This is a genomic window from Sorangium sp. So ce117 (genome assembly GCF_051524395.1).
In the GTDB taxonomy this organism is placed as follows: domain Bacteria; phylum Myxococcota_A; class Polyangia; order Polyangiales; family Polyangiaceae; genus Sorangium; species Sorangium cellulosum_B.
The window spans coordinates 9,722,706-9,736,370 of sequence record NZ_CP150309.1 but is presented as its reverse complement, the minus strand read 5'-3'; the positions used below and the strand labels follow the sequence as shown (position 1 = coordinate 9,736,370).

Genomic DNA, 13,665 nt, shown 5'->3' with positions numbered 1-13,665 from the left:
GAGGTTCACGATGGCATGGTCCGCACGTTCCTCGCCCGGCAAGTAGGCGATGAGGGAGCGACGGTGTGGTTGCACGTTCGTGAGGGCCAGGCCTTGGACAGGAAGGCCTTCACGTCCGAGCTGAAGCGCCTGCAGGATATCTCGCGAGCGGTGCAGCAGATCGAGCCCGTTCTCTACGGTGACGCAAGCGGCCTATCTGCCTGGGTCGCATGCCGGCGGAGCGACGGTATCGGCATCAAGGACGCAATCTCCGGGGCCGATCTCGGGGCGACCGCGCTGCGGATGGTGATCGAGATCGCCCGAACGATCGAGCGCTGCCACGCGCTGGGCTGGTGCCATGGGGCGCTGAGTCCGGAGCGCGTGTTCATTACGTCGCAGCGCGACTACTGCATCCGCCAGTTCGGCCTGGTCAGGTTGTTCCGGGTCGAGCCGCACGAAGCCGCACGAGAGCCGCTGGTGGCGCCGGAGCTGTTGAGCGGCGACCGTGTTGGCCCACGGGCAGATGTCTATGGCCTCGGGGCCCTGCTGTACGAACTCGTGTGCCGTCGCTCGCTGGACGTCGGCCAGACCGGTGAACTTGGGGCGCGGCGTATCACCCCGGTCATCCCGAACGATACCCCACGCGCTGTCGCCGCCGCGATCGAGATGGCCCTGGCCGAGGATCCGCGTCGCAGATACAGGAACGTCAACCACTTCATCACGGTACTCGAAGACCTCGTGGACGCATGGCCTGCGTTGGACCAGGCGCCGAGCTGCCGTGATGACCGGGTTTCGAGCGCTGGCGCGGCGCCGTCAACGCTGCGCAGCTCGCACCTGGAAGGGCCACGGTCGCCAGCAGCGGTGATAGGAGGCCTGAATACTGGCCCGTCCGAGGTCGCGCCTGGGGCTGTGCCATCGGGGGTTGCGCCGTCGGACAAGGACGAGCCTCCGCTGCCGCAGGTTCCCCCGCTTGATGTGCCCTCGTGGCCGGCCTCCACTCCGGAGGAGCCGGTTTTGCCACCGCCGCCGTCGTTGATACGGCAACCGGATCGAGAGCTCATGGCCGCCCGGCGCTGGCCTTCCGGAATGTCGCCTCGTTCACTCCCTCTACGCATCGCTGCTTCGCTCGCTGCGTTGGCTGCGATAGGCGCCGGGGTGCTCTGCCTGATCCACCCGGCTCGGATCATGCTCCGCGCGGAGAAGCATGCAGCGACCCTGATGGATATGATCTCTCCGCCACGAGAGGTGCAGCCCTCGACGCGAACGCTGGGCTGGGCGCCGACCGCGTTGAGGGAAGCGGACAATCGGCCGCGCACAGCGCTCCCGCGGAAAATGAGCGTGGCGACAAGAGCCGAGCTGCGCCTGCCGTACTGCGAGGCCGGCGATGTGAGCTGTGGTCCTGCGATGTACTAGGAGGGCTTCTGTCGATGCGATGTGTTCTTCTGTTCATCGGCGCTGCGGCCGCGGTAGGTTGTGTCCCCGACCGCGACTGCCCTGGCACAGGGCCCCACGAGGGGGATCGTGCCGTGTGGCTCTGGAAGGGCACGCAGAACGAGGTGCAAGACTGCGCGGAAGAGACGGAGGTCCTCTGGGATGGCTGGCGGGAAGATACCTCCACCTCACCCGAGTCGCCGTCGTTCGCACGTGCTTGCGCGGGCGTTGTCCGCGATGACCTCCCGGACGGGTACACCCTTTGCGTGATCCCGACCGAGGACGAGGAGATCTGCTACGAGGGATACGAGGATCGCGCGGTGTATGTCGAGGAGAATGGTGAAGAGCACGTGATGTGCTGCACGCCCGCGGGGCACCCGCCGACGGTGATCCCTCTAAGCTTCGGCGAATGCACGACATGAGCGAGCCGATGGCAAATTCTCTCGCACGTGCGCTCTCGCCGCTGTTCTGGGTTGTCGTGTGGAGCTCGGGTGGAGGGTGCCTCGCTCAAGCCGAGCCCGAGGTCTCGGGCAAGGCGGTTGTGACGCGCGCTGGCGAAGAGCTGGTGATCGACACCGGCGGCAACGGAACGAAACGTGTAGGCCTGGACGACGATCCGACAGGCCTGTGCGTCGTGCGGAACTCGGGTGGCCTCAGCGTGGTGGTCGAAAAGGGGGATAACGCCCGGCTTTCCTTCATCAACGTCATGCGCGGGGGCGGCCTGCCTCATGTATCTGCGACGATCGACGGAGATCTCTACCAGGGCCCGTGTGAGATTATCGTCCAGGAGCAGCCAACCGACCCGTACGAGGCCGACGTGTCGGCGGGGCCGTGTGACATCATCCGGCTCTTCGACGGGGCAACGGCGCGCGTAGAGACGGCGGTCTTTCACGTCTCGGACTGCAGCGGGGCCGACTAGCCGGGCGGGATCTACTGGGGCTGTCGCGCTCGCCGCCTCGCGCACGACTCGAGGCACGAAGGGCTTCGTCTCCCCCAGCGAAGGGTTCATGAGCAATCTCCGGGTCGACCGCACCTGGGGTCGGTGGGCTCTACGCCCGTCAACGTCATACCTACCAGAAGATTCGGCCCGCCGCTGCGGGCTCCACGCTGACACCCGACCACGCGCGCGTGCGGATGAAGCGGACACCGCACGTCGCCACGATCGCCACATGCTGCGTCGATAGATAGGCCGCGCCGGCCTCCATGGCCGGGAAGAATCCAAGATAACGCAGGCACAACCCCCATGCGTTGCACACGGGGATGCGCCCGAAGTCGAGCCGCGCCGCGAGCTCGAAGGACACCGGCGCACGGAACGGCATGCCCCGGACGGCCGCCGTGGGGCCGGTCAGCACGCCGAGCCAGCGCGCGTCGCCGCCCAGGCCGAAGAGGCCCACGTCGGCGCCGATGCCGATGTCCACGGCGTCGCGGACGGGCCATCGGCGCAAGCCGGTGACCGATGGCATGATGCCGCCTGTCGCGCGCGTGGCACGCGACCCCAGCACGACGTAGGTCGCCTTGACGTCGATCTCCCAGCGCGGCGGCGCGCTCTCTTCCGCCCGCGCGACCGCGGGCAGGAGCGACAGCGCGACGAGCCCGGCGCGCGACCCCCTCCGAGCGCTACCTGTCCATCGCCGGCGGACCATCGTCGGCCTGCGCCTTCCTTCGAGCGGCGCGGACCGCCGTGAGCCAGTGCGCCCGGTCGGGGTCGCTGTCCCATGGGGGGGCCTCCTGGTAGAGCGTGTCCCAGTATTCCCATACGGCCGCCTCGGCCGTCGCCTGCTCGCTCTCGCCTTCGGGCGCATCCTCGACGCGGTCCACGAACGAACGCCATGGTTCCGCGGCGAGGTGGTACAGGCTCGGCCACGGCCGAGCAGGCTCCCCACCGAAGCGTCCATCGCTGCTCTGTAGATAGCCTTCGTAGGCGTTTTGCGCGAGGGCGTTTCGCCGGGCACTGTTGACCGACATCGTGCACGCGTTGCGGAGCTCTGCGGCCCAGATGCGGTCCTCCTCCGGCACATCGTCTCGCCATGCGGTCGCATACAGCGTGCGCAGTTCCTCGTCGCGCGCCGTAAGCTCCTCTCGATTCGCCGGAAACGGCAGCGCCTTGATTGCGCGCTCGCGCGCGGCGCTCGGTCCGGGGAACTCAGGATATCCGGGTCCCCCGCAGTAACGGGGTGACGTCAGCATCGGCGGGATGGGCCGCGTCAACGTCCTCGGTTTTCCGCGGCGGCCGATCCGAAATCCCCTACGAAAGGCGCGGAGCGCCTCGGCCCGGATCTCCACGGCCGTATCGTCGGACGTCAGCGTTCGCCAGAAATAGGTCCTGTGGAGGCGAGACGTGGGGTCAATCGGAGCGAGCTCGCTTGTGCCCCCGTTCTCGTTCTTGAAGGCCTCGAGCATGAAAAAGAACGCGCTCTGGACGGCTTCCAGCAGCATCGGCCAAGGTGGAGCCGGCTGTCCGTCGAAGCGTCCGTGGCGGCTCGGGAGAGCGCCCGCGTTCCCTTGGCCAACGCCCGGGGGGCGCGAATCGTCAATCCACCGTCTGAACTTCTTGCGGTGCCGCTCTGCCCATGTGCGGTCGTCCTCCAGCAAGTCGGCTCGCCACGCTTCGGCGCAATGCCTGCCCAGATTCTCGAGGTCCCAGTTCCATGACTTGGGGTCTTTGGTTGTAAAGAGGCCGTGTCCGAAAACTGCTTCGCGCAGTTGAACCCCTCCCGGTGGGAAGTTCGACCACCACTTCACAGCCAATCTCCGGATTGGCCGCCGGTCGGATCGAATGGCATTGCCGCGATCCGGTCTCTCAGCTCGTCGCGAACGCTGGAATCCGCGATGGAGCAGCCGCAGGCAAACACGGCGAGCAGAACGCCGCGCCGATGGTTCATCGGTTTTCCCCTGATTCACCGATCCACGTACCCGCAGACGGTGGCCGACCTTACCAGCGGTCGCCGCCGCCGGTCAAGCCGCGGCGGACCACCTGGAGGACGGTGACCGGCGCCCAAGCGGCGCCGCTGGCCGGGGCTTCGCCTTCGAAGAGGTTACAGTGACGGTGCCGAACAATTGGCCGAACATCGCCGGGTCGGGGACGCCCGCCCGAGCCGCCCTTCACCAGCAGCGCAGAGTTGCGCCGCTCCTTCGAGCGCGGCTCCGCGAACGCTCGCGCCGCTCGACCTGGGTTGAGAGGGCACCACGCACTCGGCGCCGTCCACCGCGGAATTCCGGCTCCCTCCGCCCCGGGGCTCGACTAAAATACGATCGCATGGGCATCTTTCATCCCACCGGCCTCTGGCTATATCGTCCCAGGCGTCAGTGTCGGGTTTGGGGCGGTGGCGGTGCTCTGGCGCGGGGGTGAAGCGCGGTCCTCTCTCGCGCCCATGCGAGCTCGCTCAGGAACAGCGGCGCCTGCAGTGCGCATCGGGAAGGCGCGGCGCGGGGACGGGAGCGCGGATGGCTTGATGCTCACCGCCTGCCCATGAGACGCTGCGCGCATGAAGCTGCTCCTGAAGACTATGGCGGCCGCTGCGGCCACACTGATCGCCCTTGGCTGCTCGATCGTGGATCCCAGCGACCGTGAGGAGCTGAGACAACAGATCGCGATGCTGCCGCCCGAGACGCTGTCGTCCTGGGATAAGTGGAACATGAATGTTAACGCGGTGAAGTGGCTCAAGCTATACAAGGACCCGAATGATCAGGTGGGCAAGCTCCAGTGCCGGTTGAAGGCCGGCGGCACCTGGAGCGGCTGGAACGACCAGGAGCCGACGTATACCGTCGCCGACTTGCTCGACTGCCTCCTCGAATCAGGAGATATCGCCGTAACCTACACGATGTGTGCCGACAAACTTCAAGCCGTGGACGGCAAAAGCAGGGAGAGCAAGATCTTGCGTGAGGAACAGGTGCCGGGGGTGACGAATGTCGAGTGCAGGTTCGTTTGGGATTCCCGCTACGAGCCGGAGAAAGTGCCGTCCAACCTGACGAACCCCAGATCGATCACAGTCGACGAGCTGATCGACTGGCTGATCTCGCTCCCGGCGCCGCCTCCGGGATTTGCTGCCCCTCAGCTCGTCCCGCTCCTGTGCCCGCTCGGCGCTGGACCAGGCTGGGGGTGCCCACCTCGGCCAACGGACCTTCCGGGCGAGCAACCCACCGATCCGACAGGCGGTGAGCCAGGGGATCATCCATGAAGCTGAAAACGTCGCGCGTGTGGTTCCTTATGCGGCGCAACGAGGTCGAGGCGGGCACGGCGAGTCACCTATTTTCGCCCCAGGATGCCTTGGGTCGGAACATGGACCTCGAGACCCTGGGCAGGCTGTGCGCCGAAGCATGGCACGACGACCTGCCCGAGGCGGACCGCGCATGGGCCGAGGCGCATCGTGAGAAATTCGGGAGGTGGGTCGACGATTCGCGGCCCGAGGCCATCCGCCCGAGGGTGGACGCGGGCTCTCCCGAGAGCCTCACGGGCAGGTTCGGCAAGGAGCCCGCTCCGCCATGGCCGATGCTGCTCGAAGCCGTCAAGAGCGCGTTTTTTGCCTTTGTCGTCGACTTCGGGCAGACGGTCGAGGGCGAGGGCGAGGGTGCGACGGGCGATCCGGCGGCGCGCCTTCACCGGACGTCCGTCTGGCGGGCGCTGACGGTCGATGACGCCCCCGAGGTAGACCGGCCCTCGGCGCTCCGCGCCTTTCGGAGGGGGTTTTGGCGTGGGCGTCGCGGGCTCCCGAGCTCCATGACGAGGCCCATCCCTCAGAGGCTGGAGGCTGCGCGGTTCTGGCCGATGCGTACGCTGCCCCATCTCCCCGGACCGAGCGCGGCGCGCAACCGAGCCCTCTGGGACGCGTCGATTCACTGCACGGATACCAAGGAGTACCGGGCGCTCCAGCAGGAACTGCGCGATCTCTATGCGAGCGCCTGGCGAGACGACGTGCCGGAGGAGGACCGCGAATGGGCCGAGTCCTACCGCCACTCCTGCGTGAACGAGGTCAACCGTCGCCGGCGAGACGCCGTGGCCCAGAGCGCGTACGAGGGCTATCTCCAGAGCAGCGACGGGCTCTTCGACGGAGAGCCCGCAAGGCCGTGGCCGAACCTGAGAGGCTACGACTCGGACCCATGGCGCGCTCTCGTGGATGCCGTCGAGGACGCGCCCGAAGGCGAGAGCGAGCTCGCGACCGCCGAGGCGGCAGCGCGCGAATTCTGGGACTCGCTCTACCGGGAGGCCCCGCCGTGGGACAGCGACCCGGCCAAGGTGCACTGGCTCGCGGCGGTCCGCGCCGCGCGACGAAAGGGGCTGTCCGGCGATGTTCCGCCGGACGGGGGGGCGTAGCGCTCACGGACTCCCATTTGCCTTTGGCACGGAACCGCCGCTCCCTCCGCCCCGGGTCTCGACTAAAATAAGACCCCATGCGCTTTTTTCATCGCTCCGGTGGGATCGTTTTCTCCATGAAGAGCGCTCGCGTGCTCGCGCGCGCCGCCGGGGTGCTCGGCGCCGTGCTCTGCGCGGCGTGCGCTGCAGACCCCGAGGCCCCGCCGCCCGAGATCTCGGTCGGCACGGTCGACGGCACGGACGCCGTGCTCGCCCTCGTGCGCGGCGAGGGCGCGGTCACGCTCTACGTCTGCGGCGGCGTGAGCAGCTACGCGACCATGACCCGATGGTTCGAGGGAACCGAGGACCCGAGCGGCGCGTTCTCGCTCGAGAGCGACGGGTGGACGGCGATCGCCGATCCGGGCGGCGAATCCGGCCGGCTGCGCACGCCCGAGGGCGCGGAGCTGGCCTTTCGCGCGCGGCCCGCGGCGCTCGACCGCATCGAGGGCCTCTACGCGGCGGTCGACGGCGGCTGCCGCACCGGCGCCGTCGTCCTCACGCCCGACGACACCGACGCGCCAGCGCTCCAGGGCACCTGGTGCGGCGCCGGCGATCTCTATGCCCAGGTGACGCCGATCCGCCCGCTGTCGGTGCTCGACCGGCGCGGGATCGAGGTGCAGGTCGAGCTCAGCGGCGCACGGAAGAAGCTGCTCGTGACCCCGCTCGTGCGACCCTGAGCCCCCGCCGCATCTCCGCCGTCCCGCCCTATCTCTGCCGTCGCGCCGCATCTCCGCCGCCCCGCCGCGTCTCTGCCGTCGTCCCACCGCGCCTGTCGCGCCGCCGCCCCGCCGTCCGCCCGCTCCGGCGTTGAATCCAGCCCCCGTCCGATCGAAGGTCGGCGCATGGCGGACGCAGCTCGGCCGCGGAGGCGGCACCTTGCCCTGCCCGCGTCGCGCTTCATCGGCCGGGAGGGTGAGCTCGTCGCGATCGCCGAGCTGCTCCGGCGCGGCGAACGGCTCGTCACCCTCTGGGGCCCGGCCGGCATGGGCAAGACGCGGCTCGCCCTGGAGCTGGCCAGCCGCTGGGCCGAGGCGCACGCCGGCGAGGCCGTGTGGCTCTGCGAGCTCACCGCCTGCCGCGACCTGCGAGCCGTCTGCGGCGCGGTCGCGCGCGCGATCGGGGCGCAGGTCGCGGCAGGGCGCCGGGAAGCGACGCTCGTCGAGCGGATCGGCCGCGCCCTCGCGACCGAGGGGCCGGCGCTGCTCGTGCTCGACAACCTGGAGCACGTGCTCGAGCAGGCCGCGCCGGCCCTCGACGCGTGGGTGCGCGCGGCGCCCGAGCTCCGCTTCCTCGCGACGTCGCGCGAGCGCACCCGCCTGGCAGGGGAGATCAGCTACGAGCTCGGCCCCCTCGGCCTCCCGGCGGAGGGCTCGACCGAGCGCAGCGCGGCCGTGGCGCTCTTCCTCGATCGCGCCGCGGCCCACTGCGCTTCCGCTCCGCCGCCGCCGCCCGGCGACGAGCACCTCGCCGACGTCGCCGCGCTGGTGCGGCGGCTCGAGGGCATCCCGCTCGCGATCGAGCTCGCGGCGGCGCGCGAGGGCGTGCTCGGCGTGCGCGGCCTGCTCGCGCGGCTGGGGAGCCGGCTCGACCTGCTCGCGGGGGCGGCGCGCGGCAGGGAGGCGCGGCAGGCGACGCTGCGCAGCGCGATCGAGTGGTCGTGGGACCTCCTCGACGACCGCGAGCGACGGGCGCTCGCCTGCTGCTCCGCCTTCCACGGGCCGTTCACGCTCGCGGCGGCCGCCGCCGTCCTCGCGGAGCCCGACGCCGCCGCGATCGACCGGATCGAGGCGCTGCGCGACAAGTCGCTGCTCCGCGCGGCGCCCCCGAGGAGCGACGGGGCGACGCGCTTCGCGCTCTACGAGGTGGTGCGAGAGCTCGCCGCCGAGAAGCTCGCCGAGCGCGGGGAGCGCGAGGCCGCGATCGAGCGGCACGCGGCGTTCTACCTGGCCGCCGGCGAGGCGGCGGCCGCGGACTTCGAGCGGCGCGGCGCGCTCGACGCGCTCAACCGCATCGCCGGCGATCTGGAGGAGCTGCTCGCCGTCGCCGAGGGCGCGCTCGCCCTGGCGACGATGCCTCGCGCCGGCTCCGAGGCGGCGGCCGAGCGCGCGCTGCGGGCCCTCTGCGCCATCGAGCCCGTGCTCAGCACCCGCGGCCCGTTCGGGGCGCAGCTCGAGCTGCTCGACCGCGCGCTCGCGGCGGCCGAGGCGCTCGCGGCCGATCCGCGCGTCGTGGCCCGCGCGCTCGGGGCGCGGGGGCGCGCGCGGCGGCTCCGAGGGCAGGCGGAGGCGGCGCTCGAGGACCTCGAGCGCGCCCGGGCGCAGGCGGCGGCGCTCGGCGCAGAGGCGCTCCTCTCGGGGATCCTCGCGGACCTCGGCGTGCTCCACCACGGCCGGCGCGACATGGAGCGCGCGCGCGAGCACTACGCGCAGGCGCTCGCGCTCCACCGCGCCCTCGGCGACCGCCGCGCCGAGGGGCGGGTGCTCGGCAACCTCGGCGCGCTCCACCACGACGAGCGCCGCGAGGGAGAGGCCGCCGCCTACTACGAGCAGGCGATCTCGATCGCGGCGGAGATCGGCGACGGCCGGATGGAGGGCATCTTCTCGACGAACGCCGGCCTGCTCGAGCAGGAGCGCGGGGCGCCCGCGCAGGCGCGGCGGCGCTACGAGCGCGCCGCCGCGATCCTCGGCGAGGTGGGCGATCTCCGGCTGCTCGCGATCACGCTCGGCAACCTCGGCGCGCTCCACCACGAGGAGGGGCGCCTCGCCGATGCGCGCGCGTGCCACGGCCGCGCGGTGGGGCTGCTCCGCGAGGTCGGGGACCGCCGCTCCGAGGGGATCGCCCTCTGCCGCCTCGGGGCGGCGCTCGCGTCGGTCGGCGAGGTGGAGGAGGCGCGGCGCGCGGTCGAGCCCGCGGCGCGGCTGCTCGCGCAGCTCGGGGACGAGCCCGACGTGGAGCTCGCGCGGGTGGCGTCCGGCTTCGTCGACCTCGCGCTCGCCCAGGCGGCGCGCCGCGCCGGGCGGGGGGAGGAGGCGGCGGCGCACGCGGGCGAGGCGCGGCGCAGGATCGCGCGCGCCCGGGAGGGATCGCCGTCGAGCGCGAGCCGATCCGACGACGTGCGGCTGCTGCTCCGGATCCTGGAGCGCAGCCTGGCGGCGCTGGGCGGCCTGCCCGAGGCGCGGGCGGAGGGCGAGCTCCTCCTGACCGAGGGGGCGCGCTTCGTCCGCCCGCCGGGCGGCGGCTGGCACGACCTGCGCGAGCGCCACGCGGCGCGGCGCCTGCTGCACGCGCTGGCCGAGCAGCAGCGGTCTGCGCCCGGCCGAGGGCTCTCCCTGGCCGCGCTGAAGGAGGCGGGGTGGCCCGGCGAGCGGATCTTGCCGGAGGCGGCGGCGAACCGGATCTACGTGGCGATGAACCAGCTGCGGAAGCTCGGGATGAAGCCGTGGCTCCGGAGAGACGCAGAGGGGTACTCGCTGGATCCGGCGCTGCCGGTCCACTACGTCGCGGTGGAGCCGGCCGCGGGGGGAGGGGGCGAGTCGCGCGGGGGGGAGACGGACGAGGGCGGGGGCGCGGGGAAGCGGCGGTAGGGGGAGGGGGGCTGCCGGTGGCCCGGCCCCCGGAGAGGGTGTTCTTCGGGCGGGGTGGGGGCCCCGCCGAACTCGGCGGAGACATGGCTCATCCGGCAACCGGATGAGCCATGTCTCCGCCTCAAACATCGGCCCATCCCCCACCCCGCCCGAAGAACACCCTCTCCGGGGGCCTGCGGAATGGACGGGAGGGTAAGGGCGATGGCGCCGCGGAGGGCGCGCACGAATCGGTTTAAGAGGGGATTAAGGCGCGGTCCTCTGGCGGGGACCTAGCCTGTTCGGCGGAGGTCACGCCATGCGCAACATCGCTTCTGTTCTGCTGATCCTTGTCCCTGCCATCACCCTCGCCGGATGCGGTAAGGGCCGTGAGACCGAGGGCGTCGTCGCTTCGACCGGAGCCTCAGGTGGGGTGGACCCCTCTGGCTCCACATCAGGGGGCGGCGTGGGCGGGTGGAGGGACCCCGGAGAGGATCCGCAGGCCGGCGGCGGCGGCGTCGGCAGCACAGGTAGCGGTGGCACTGGCGGCAGCGGCGGCGGTGGCAGCGGCGGCGGCCCAGGCAGCGGTGGTAGCGGCGGCGGTGGCGCCGGAGGTGGTGGCAGCGGCATCGGTGGCGCCGGAGGCGGCGGAACAGGCGGCAGCGCCACCGCGGCGTGCGCTGGACCCCTCGAGTTCGCCGACCCGGCGCTCGAGGCGGTGGTGCGCGAGGCCGTGGCGAAGCCGGAGGGCCCGATCCTTCCGGCCGACGTCGCGTCACTCGACGCCCTCCGCGCGACCACCCGCGGGATCGAATCCCTCTCCGGCATCGAGTGCGTCCGCTCCCTCACGAGCCTGAGCATCGTGAACAATCACGTGGCAGATCTCGCGCCGCTGTCCTCGCTCACGGAGCTGCGCATCCTGGTCGCGCCGAGCAACCGGATCGAGAACGCCGCGCCGCTGTCCTCGCTCATCCGGCTGGAGACGCTGAGCTTGGGCAACAACCCCATCTCGGACGTCACTGTCCTCGGCTCGCTGACGAACCTGTCGTACCTGGGGCTCTCCCACACCTCGGTCAGCGACATCGGCCCGCTCGGCTCGCTGATCCGGCTCCGTCGGCTCCATCTCAGCGATTCGCCCATTTCGACGCTCGCGCCGCTGTCAGGCCTCCGGGAGCTGTACGAACTGGAGGCGAGAGCCACCGGGATCAGCGACATCTCGCCCCTGTCGACCCTGACCGACCTGAGGTATGCGGACCTCGCGATCAACCGCATCTCCGACCTCTCTCCGCTCGCGAGCGGTTCATCTCCGCTCCTCCTTAATCTCGACTACAACTCGGTGTCCGATCTGACGCCCCTCGTCGCCAACCCGGATTTCGGCGAAGGAAGCGCCGTGCTCGTGGTAAGCAACCCGATCGACTGCGCCGTTCAGGCGAGCAACATCGCTGCGCTCCTGGCGCGGGGAGCGGAAGTCATCACGGGCTGTCCGTCCTCCTGGTGACGCATCCCACCCCGGGATGCGCCACCCGCGCGACATGCGAAGCCGTCCGGTATCGCGGACCCCGCCCGGCGGCCGGCCGCCGTCCAGAGCGTCATCCGTCCTCCTCCTCTCCTCCTCCCGCCGCCTGCCCTTTCTCGGCCGCGTGATGCGCGAGTGCACCGGCATGGATCGCGCGTACCTCATCCATCGTGCTGATCTCCTCTGCTGTCTTGTCAGGCCGGTATCTCCTCACCCGCGCAGACCGCAGCGCGACCCCCCCGGGGTACCGTGGACTCGCCTGCACGCCGTCGAAGGCGACCTCGACGACGATCTCCGGCCGCACGTACACCGTGTCTGGGTCGCGGCCGATCTCGAGCTCCAGCAGCCGCTGCGTCTGCCACGCGATCACCTCGTCGTTCATGCCCTTGAACGTCTTGCCGAGCAGGACGAAGCCCCCGGCCGCGGGATCGCGCGCCCCGAGGTGCAGGTTGCTGAGCAGCCCCCGGCGCCGGCCGGTCCCCCAGTCGGCCGCGAGCACCACCAGGTCGAGGGTGCGCGCCCGCTTCACCTTGAGCCATGAGCCGCGGCGCCGCCCCGCCTCGTAGGGCGCGGCGAGCGACTTGGCGATCACGCCCTCATGGCCGCGGGCGAGCGCGTCGGCGAAGAACGCCTCGGCCTCGGCCGCCGTCGGCAGCTCGATGCGCGGGACGCGCAGCGACCTGTCGAGCACCTGCCGGAGCGCGGCGGTGCGCTCGCTGCCGGGCCGGTCGAGCAGATCCTCGCCGTCGAGGTACAGCACGTCGAAGAACAGGGCGCGCAGCGGCAGCTCGGCGCGCAGCGCGGCCGCGTCGTGCGCGCGGCCGAAGCGGCGCATCGTGACCTGGAACGGGTGCGGCGCGCCGTCCGGGCGAAAGGTGAGCGCCTCGCCGTCGAGCACGACCGAGCGGACCGGGAGCGCCCGGACGATCTCGACAATCTCGGGGACCGCCTTCGTGACCGGGCCGAGGCCGCGGCTGAAGACGCGCACCTCGTCGCCGGCCTTGTGCGCCTGCACGCGCACGCCGTCGAGCTTCCACTCCAGCGCCATCGCGCGGAGCTCGCTCAGCGCCGTCGCCACGTCGTCGGCCGACTGCGCCAGCATCGGCTGCACGGGGCGGAGCAGCTGCAGCGAGAAGCGCTGGAGGCCGAGCGCCCCCTCGAGGAGCGCGGCCTTGGCCACCTCCACCGCGTCGCCGGCGAGCATCACCGCGCGCCGCAGCGAGGCCGGCGGCACCCGCGCCGCGCGCGCCACCGCGTCGACCATGACCGGCTCGAGCCTCTCCTGGCGGAGCTCGCCGGCGAGGAGCCGTGCGAAGAAGTCCCGCTCGAGATCGGTGGCGCGCGCGAACAGCCCCGCCAGCGCCGCGCGGCGCTCGCCCCCGGCCCCCGGCCCCGAGGCGCGCGCGATCTCCGTGAAGACCGCGTCGGCGTCCCCCAGGGTGAGCGCAGGCTGGGCGACGGAAGGAGAGGCCCGGCGGGCCTCCGCGAACACCGAAGGCCCGAGGCCGAGCCGCCCCTGACGCAGCCGACCGGTGAGCCAGTCGACGCCGATCTGCACCTCCGCGGGCGAGAGGCGGCGCAGGAGCGCGGCGAGCGCGCCGATCTTCTCGACACGGCGAGAGAGCGCGGCGACACGCTCGGAGGTGGCGACAAGGTCGGAAACGAGCACGCGGGCAACCCTACCCTGGCACCTCGAGAGCTCACGCTCGACGGGTCTTTTGACGAGGCCGCTGCAGGGTGTCCTCCGCAACCGAGCCGGGGAACTCCGCAGGATCGAACCTGGCCCATGGGCGCCAAGTGTTCTCCGCATGGGCCGAGAGAGCCTACCA

12 protein-coding genes are annotated in these 13,665 nt (G+C 71.4%); 8 read left to right on the top strand and 4 right to left on the bottom strand.

Going from position 1 to position 13,665, the window contains the following annotated elements; all coding sequences use genetic code 11:
* The first annotated feature begins 15 nt into the window (after positions 1–15).
* Genes WMF46_RS36490 through WMF46_RS36480 form a run of 3 tightly spaced genes read left to right on the top strand, consistent with a single transcriptional unit; the run spans position 16 to position 2,329 of the window.
* Entirely contained in the window at positions 16–1,392 is a 1,377-nt protein-coding gene (locus tag WMF46_RS36490; RefSeq protein ID WP_437981430.1) for a serine/threonine protein kinase, read from the top strand.
* Between the two features lie 14 nt (positions 1,393–1,406).
* Positions 1,407–1,832, top strand: a complete 426-nt coding sequence (locus tag WMF46_RS36485; protein WP_437525066.1) for a hypothetical protein — start codon at positions 1,407–1,409, stop codon at positions 1,830–1,832.
* The gene (locus WMF46_RS36480) at positions 1,820–2,329 is read left to right on the top strand and encodes a hypothetical protein (RefSeq protein ID WP_437981429.1); all 510 of its coding nucleotides are present in this window, start codon (positions 1,820–1,822) and stop codon (positions 2,327–2,329) included. Before WMF46_RS36485 ends, WMF46_RS36480 begins: the two co-directional genes overlap by 13 nt.
* A 151-nt stretch (positions 2,330–2,480) precedes the next feature.
* Here WMF46_RS36480 and WMF46_RS36475 read toward each other — a convergent pair whose 3' ends face one another.
* Genes WMF46_RS36475 through WMF46_RS36465 form a run of 3 tightly spaced genes read right to left on the bottom strand, consistent with a single transcriptional unit; the run spans position 2,481 to position 4,292 of the window.
* Positions 2,481–3,053, bottom strand: a complete 573-nt coding sequence (locus WMF46_RS36475) for a hypothetical protein (protein ID WP_437981428.1) — start codon at positions 3,051–3,053, stop codon at positions 2,481–2,483.
* A complete protein-coding gene (locus WMF46_RS36470; RefSeq protein WP_437981427.1) occupies positions 3,028–4,152 on the bottom strand; it encodes a hypothetical protein in 1,125 nt (374 codons plus the stop codon). Before WMF46_RS36470 ends, WMF46_RS36475 begins: the two co-directional genes overlap by 26 nt.
* Positions 4,149–4,292 carry a hypothetical protein gene (locus tag WMF46_RS36465; RefSeq protein ID WP_437981426.1) on the bottom strand — a complete coding sequence of 48 codons (144 nt, stop codon included), beginning with the start codon at positions 4,290–4,292 and terminating at the stop codon, positions 4,149–4,151. The genes WMF46_RS36470 and WMF46_RS36465 overlap by 4 nt, the downstream gene beginning before the upstream one ends.
* Before the next feature lie 603 nt (positions 4,293–4,895).
* On the opposite strand from WMF46_RS36465, the gene WMF46_RS36460 reads away from it, so the two are divergent.
* The 5 genes from WMF46_RS36460 (at position 4,896) to WMF46_RS36440 (ending at position 11,818) form a co-directional block, all read left to right on the top strand.
* A complete protein-coding gene (locus tag WMF46_RS36460; protein ID WP_437981425.1) occupies positions 4,896–5,588 on the top strand; it encodes a hypothetical protein in 693 nt (230 codons plus the stop codon).
* A 101-nt stretch (positions 5,589–5,689) separates the two neighbouring features.
* On the top strand, positions 5,690–6,721 hold the full coding sequence (locus WMF46_RS36455; protein ID WP_437981424.1) for a hypothetical protein: 1,032 nt from the start codon (positions 5,690–5,692) through the stop codon (positions 6,719–6,721).
* 116 nt (positions 6,722–6,837) lie between these two features.
* On the top strand, positions 6,838–7,437 hold the full coding sequence (locus WMF46_RS36450) for a hypothetical protein (protein WP_437981423.1): 600 nt from the start codon (positions 6,838–6,840) through the stop codon (positions 7,435–7,437).
* Between the two features lie 165 nt (positions 7,438–7,602).
* Positions 7,603–10,344 (top strand): ATP-binding protein, encoded by a 2,742-nt coding sequence (locus WMF46_RS36445; RefSeq protein ID WP_437981422.1) that lies wholly within the window; start codon positions 7,603–7,605, stop codon positions 10,342–10,344.
* Between the two features lie 442 nt (positions 10,345–10,786).
* Positions 10,787–11,818 (top strand): leucine-rich repeat domain-containing protein, encoded by a 1,032-nt coding sequence (locus WMF46_RS36440; RefSeq protein WP_437981421.1) that lies wholly within the window; start codon positions 10,787–10,789, stop codon positions 11,816–11,818.
* Positions 11,819–11,909: 91 nt separating this feature from the next.
* Here the strand turns inward: WMF46_RS36440 and WMF46_RS36435 are convergent, their stop codons facing one another.
* Positions 11,910–13,505 (bottom strand): ATP-dependent DNA ligase, encoded by a 1,596-nt coding sequence (locus tag WMF46_RS36435; protein WP_437981420.1) that lies wholly within the window; start codon positions 13,503–13,505, stop codon positions 11,910–11,912.
* Between the last annotated feature and the right edge of the window lie 160 nt (positions 13,506–13,665).

Bases quoted from the DNA above. Each gene is read 5' to 3' on its own strand.
- WMF46_RS36465 (WP_437981426.1), bottom strand. From the start codon at position 4,292: ATGAACCATCGGCGCGGCGTTCTGCTCGCCGTGTTTGCCTGCGGCTGC.
- WMF46_RS36485 (WP_437525066.1), top strand. From the start codon at position 1,407: ATGCGATGTGTTCTTCTGTTCATCGGCGCTGCGGCCGCGGTAGGTTGT.
- WMF46_RS36480 (WP_437981429.1), top strand. From the start codon at position 1,820: ATGCACGACATGAGCGAGCCGATGGCAAATTCTCTCGCACGTGCGCTC.
- WMF46_RS36460 (WP_437981425.1), top strand. From the start codon at position 4,896: ATGAAGCTGCTCCTGAAGACTATGGCGGCCGCTGCGGCCACACTGATC.
- WMF46_RS36445 (WP_437981422.1), top strand. From the start codon at position 7,603: ATGGCGGACGCAGCTCGGCCGCGGAGGCGGCACCTTGCCCTGCCCGCG.
- WMF46_RS36455 (WP_437981424.1), top strand. From the start codon at position 5,690: ATGGACCTCGAGACCCTGGGCAGGCTGTGCGCCGAAGCATGGCACGAC.
- WMF46_RS36450 (WP_437981423.1), top strand. From the start codon at position 6,838: ATGAAGAGCGCTCGCGTGCTCGCGCGCGCCGCCGGGGTGCTCGGCGCC.
- WMF46_RS36490 (WP_437981430.1), top strand. From the start codon at position 16: ATGGTCCGCACGTTCCTCGCCCGGCAAGTAGGCGATGAGGGAGCGACG.
- WMF46_RS36475 (WP_437981428.1), bottom strand. From the start codon at position 3,053: ATGGTCCGCCGGCGATGGACAGGTAGCGCTCGGAGGGGGTCGCGCGCC.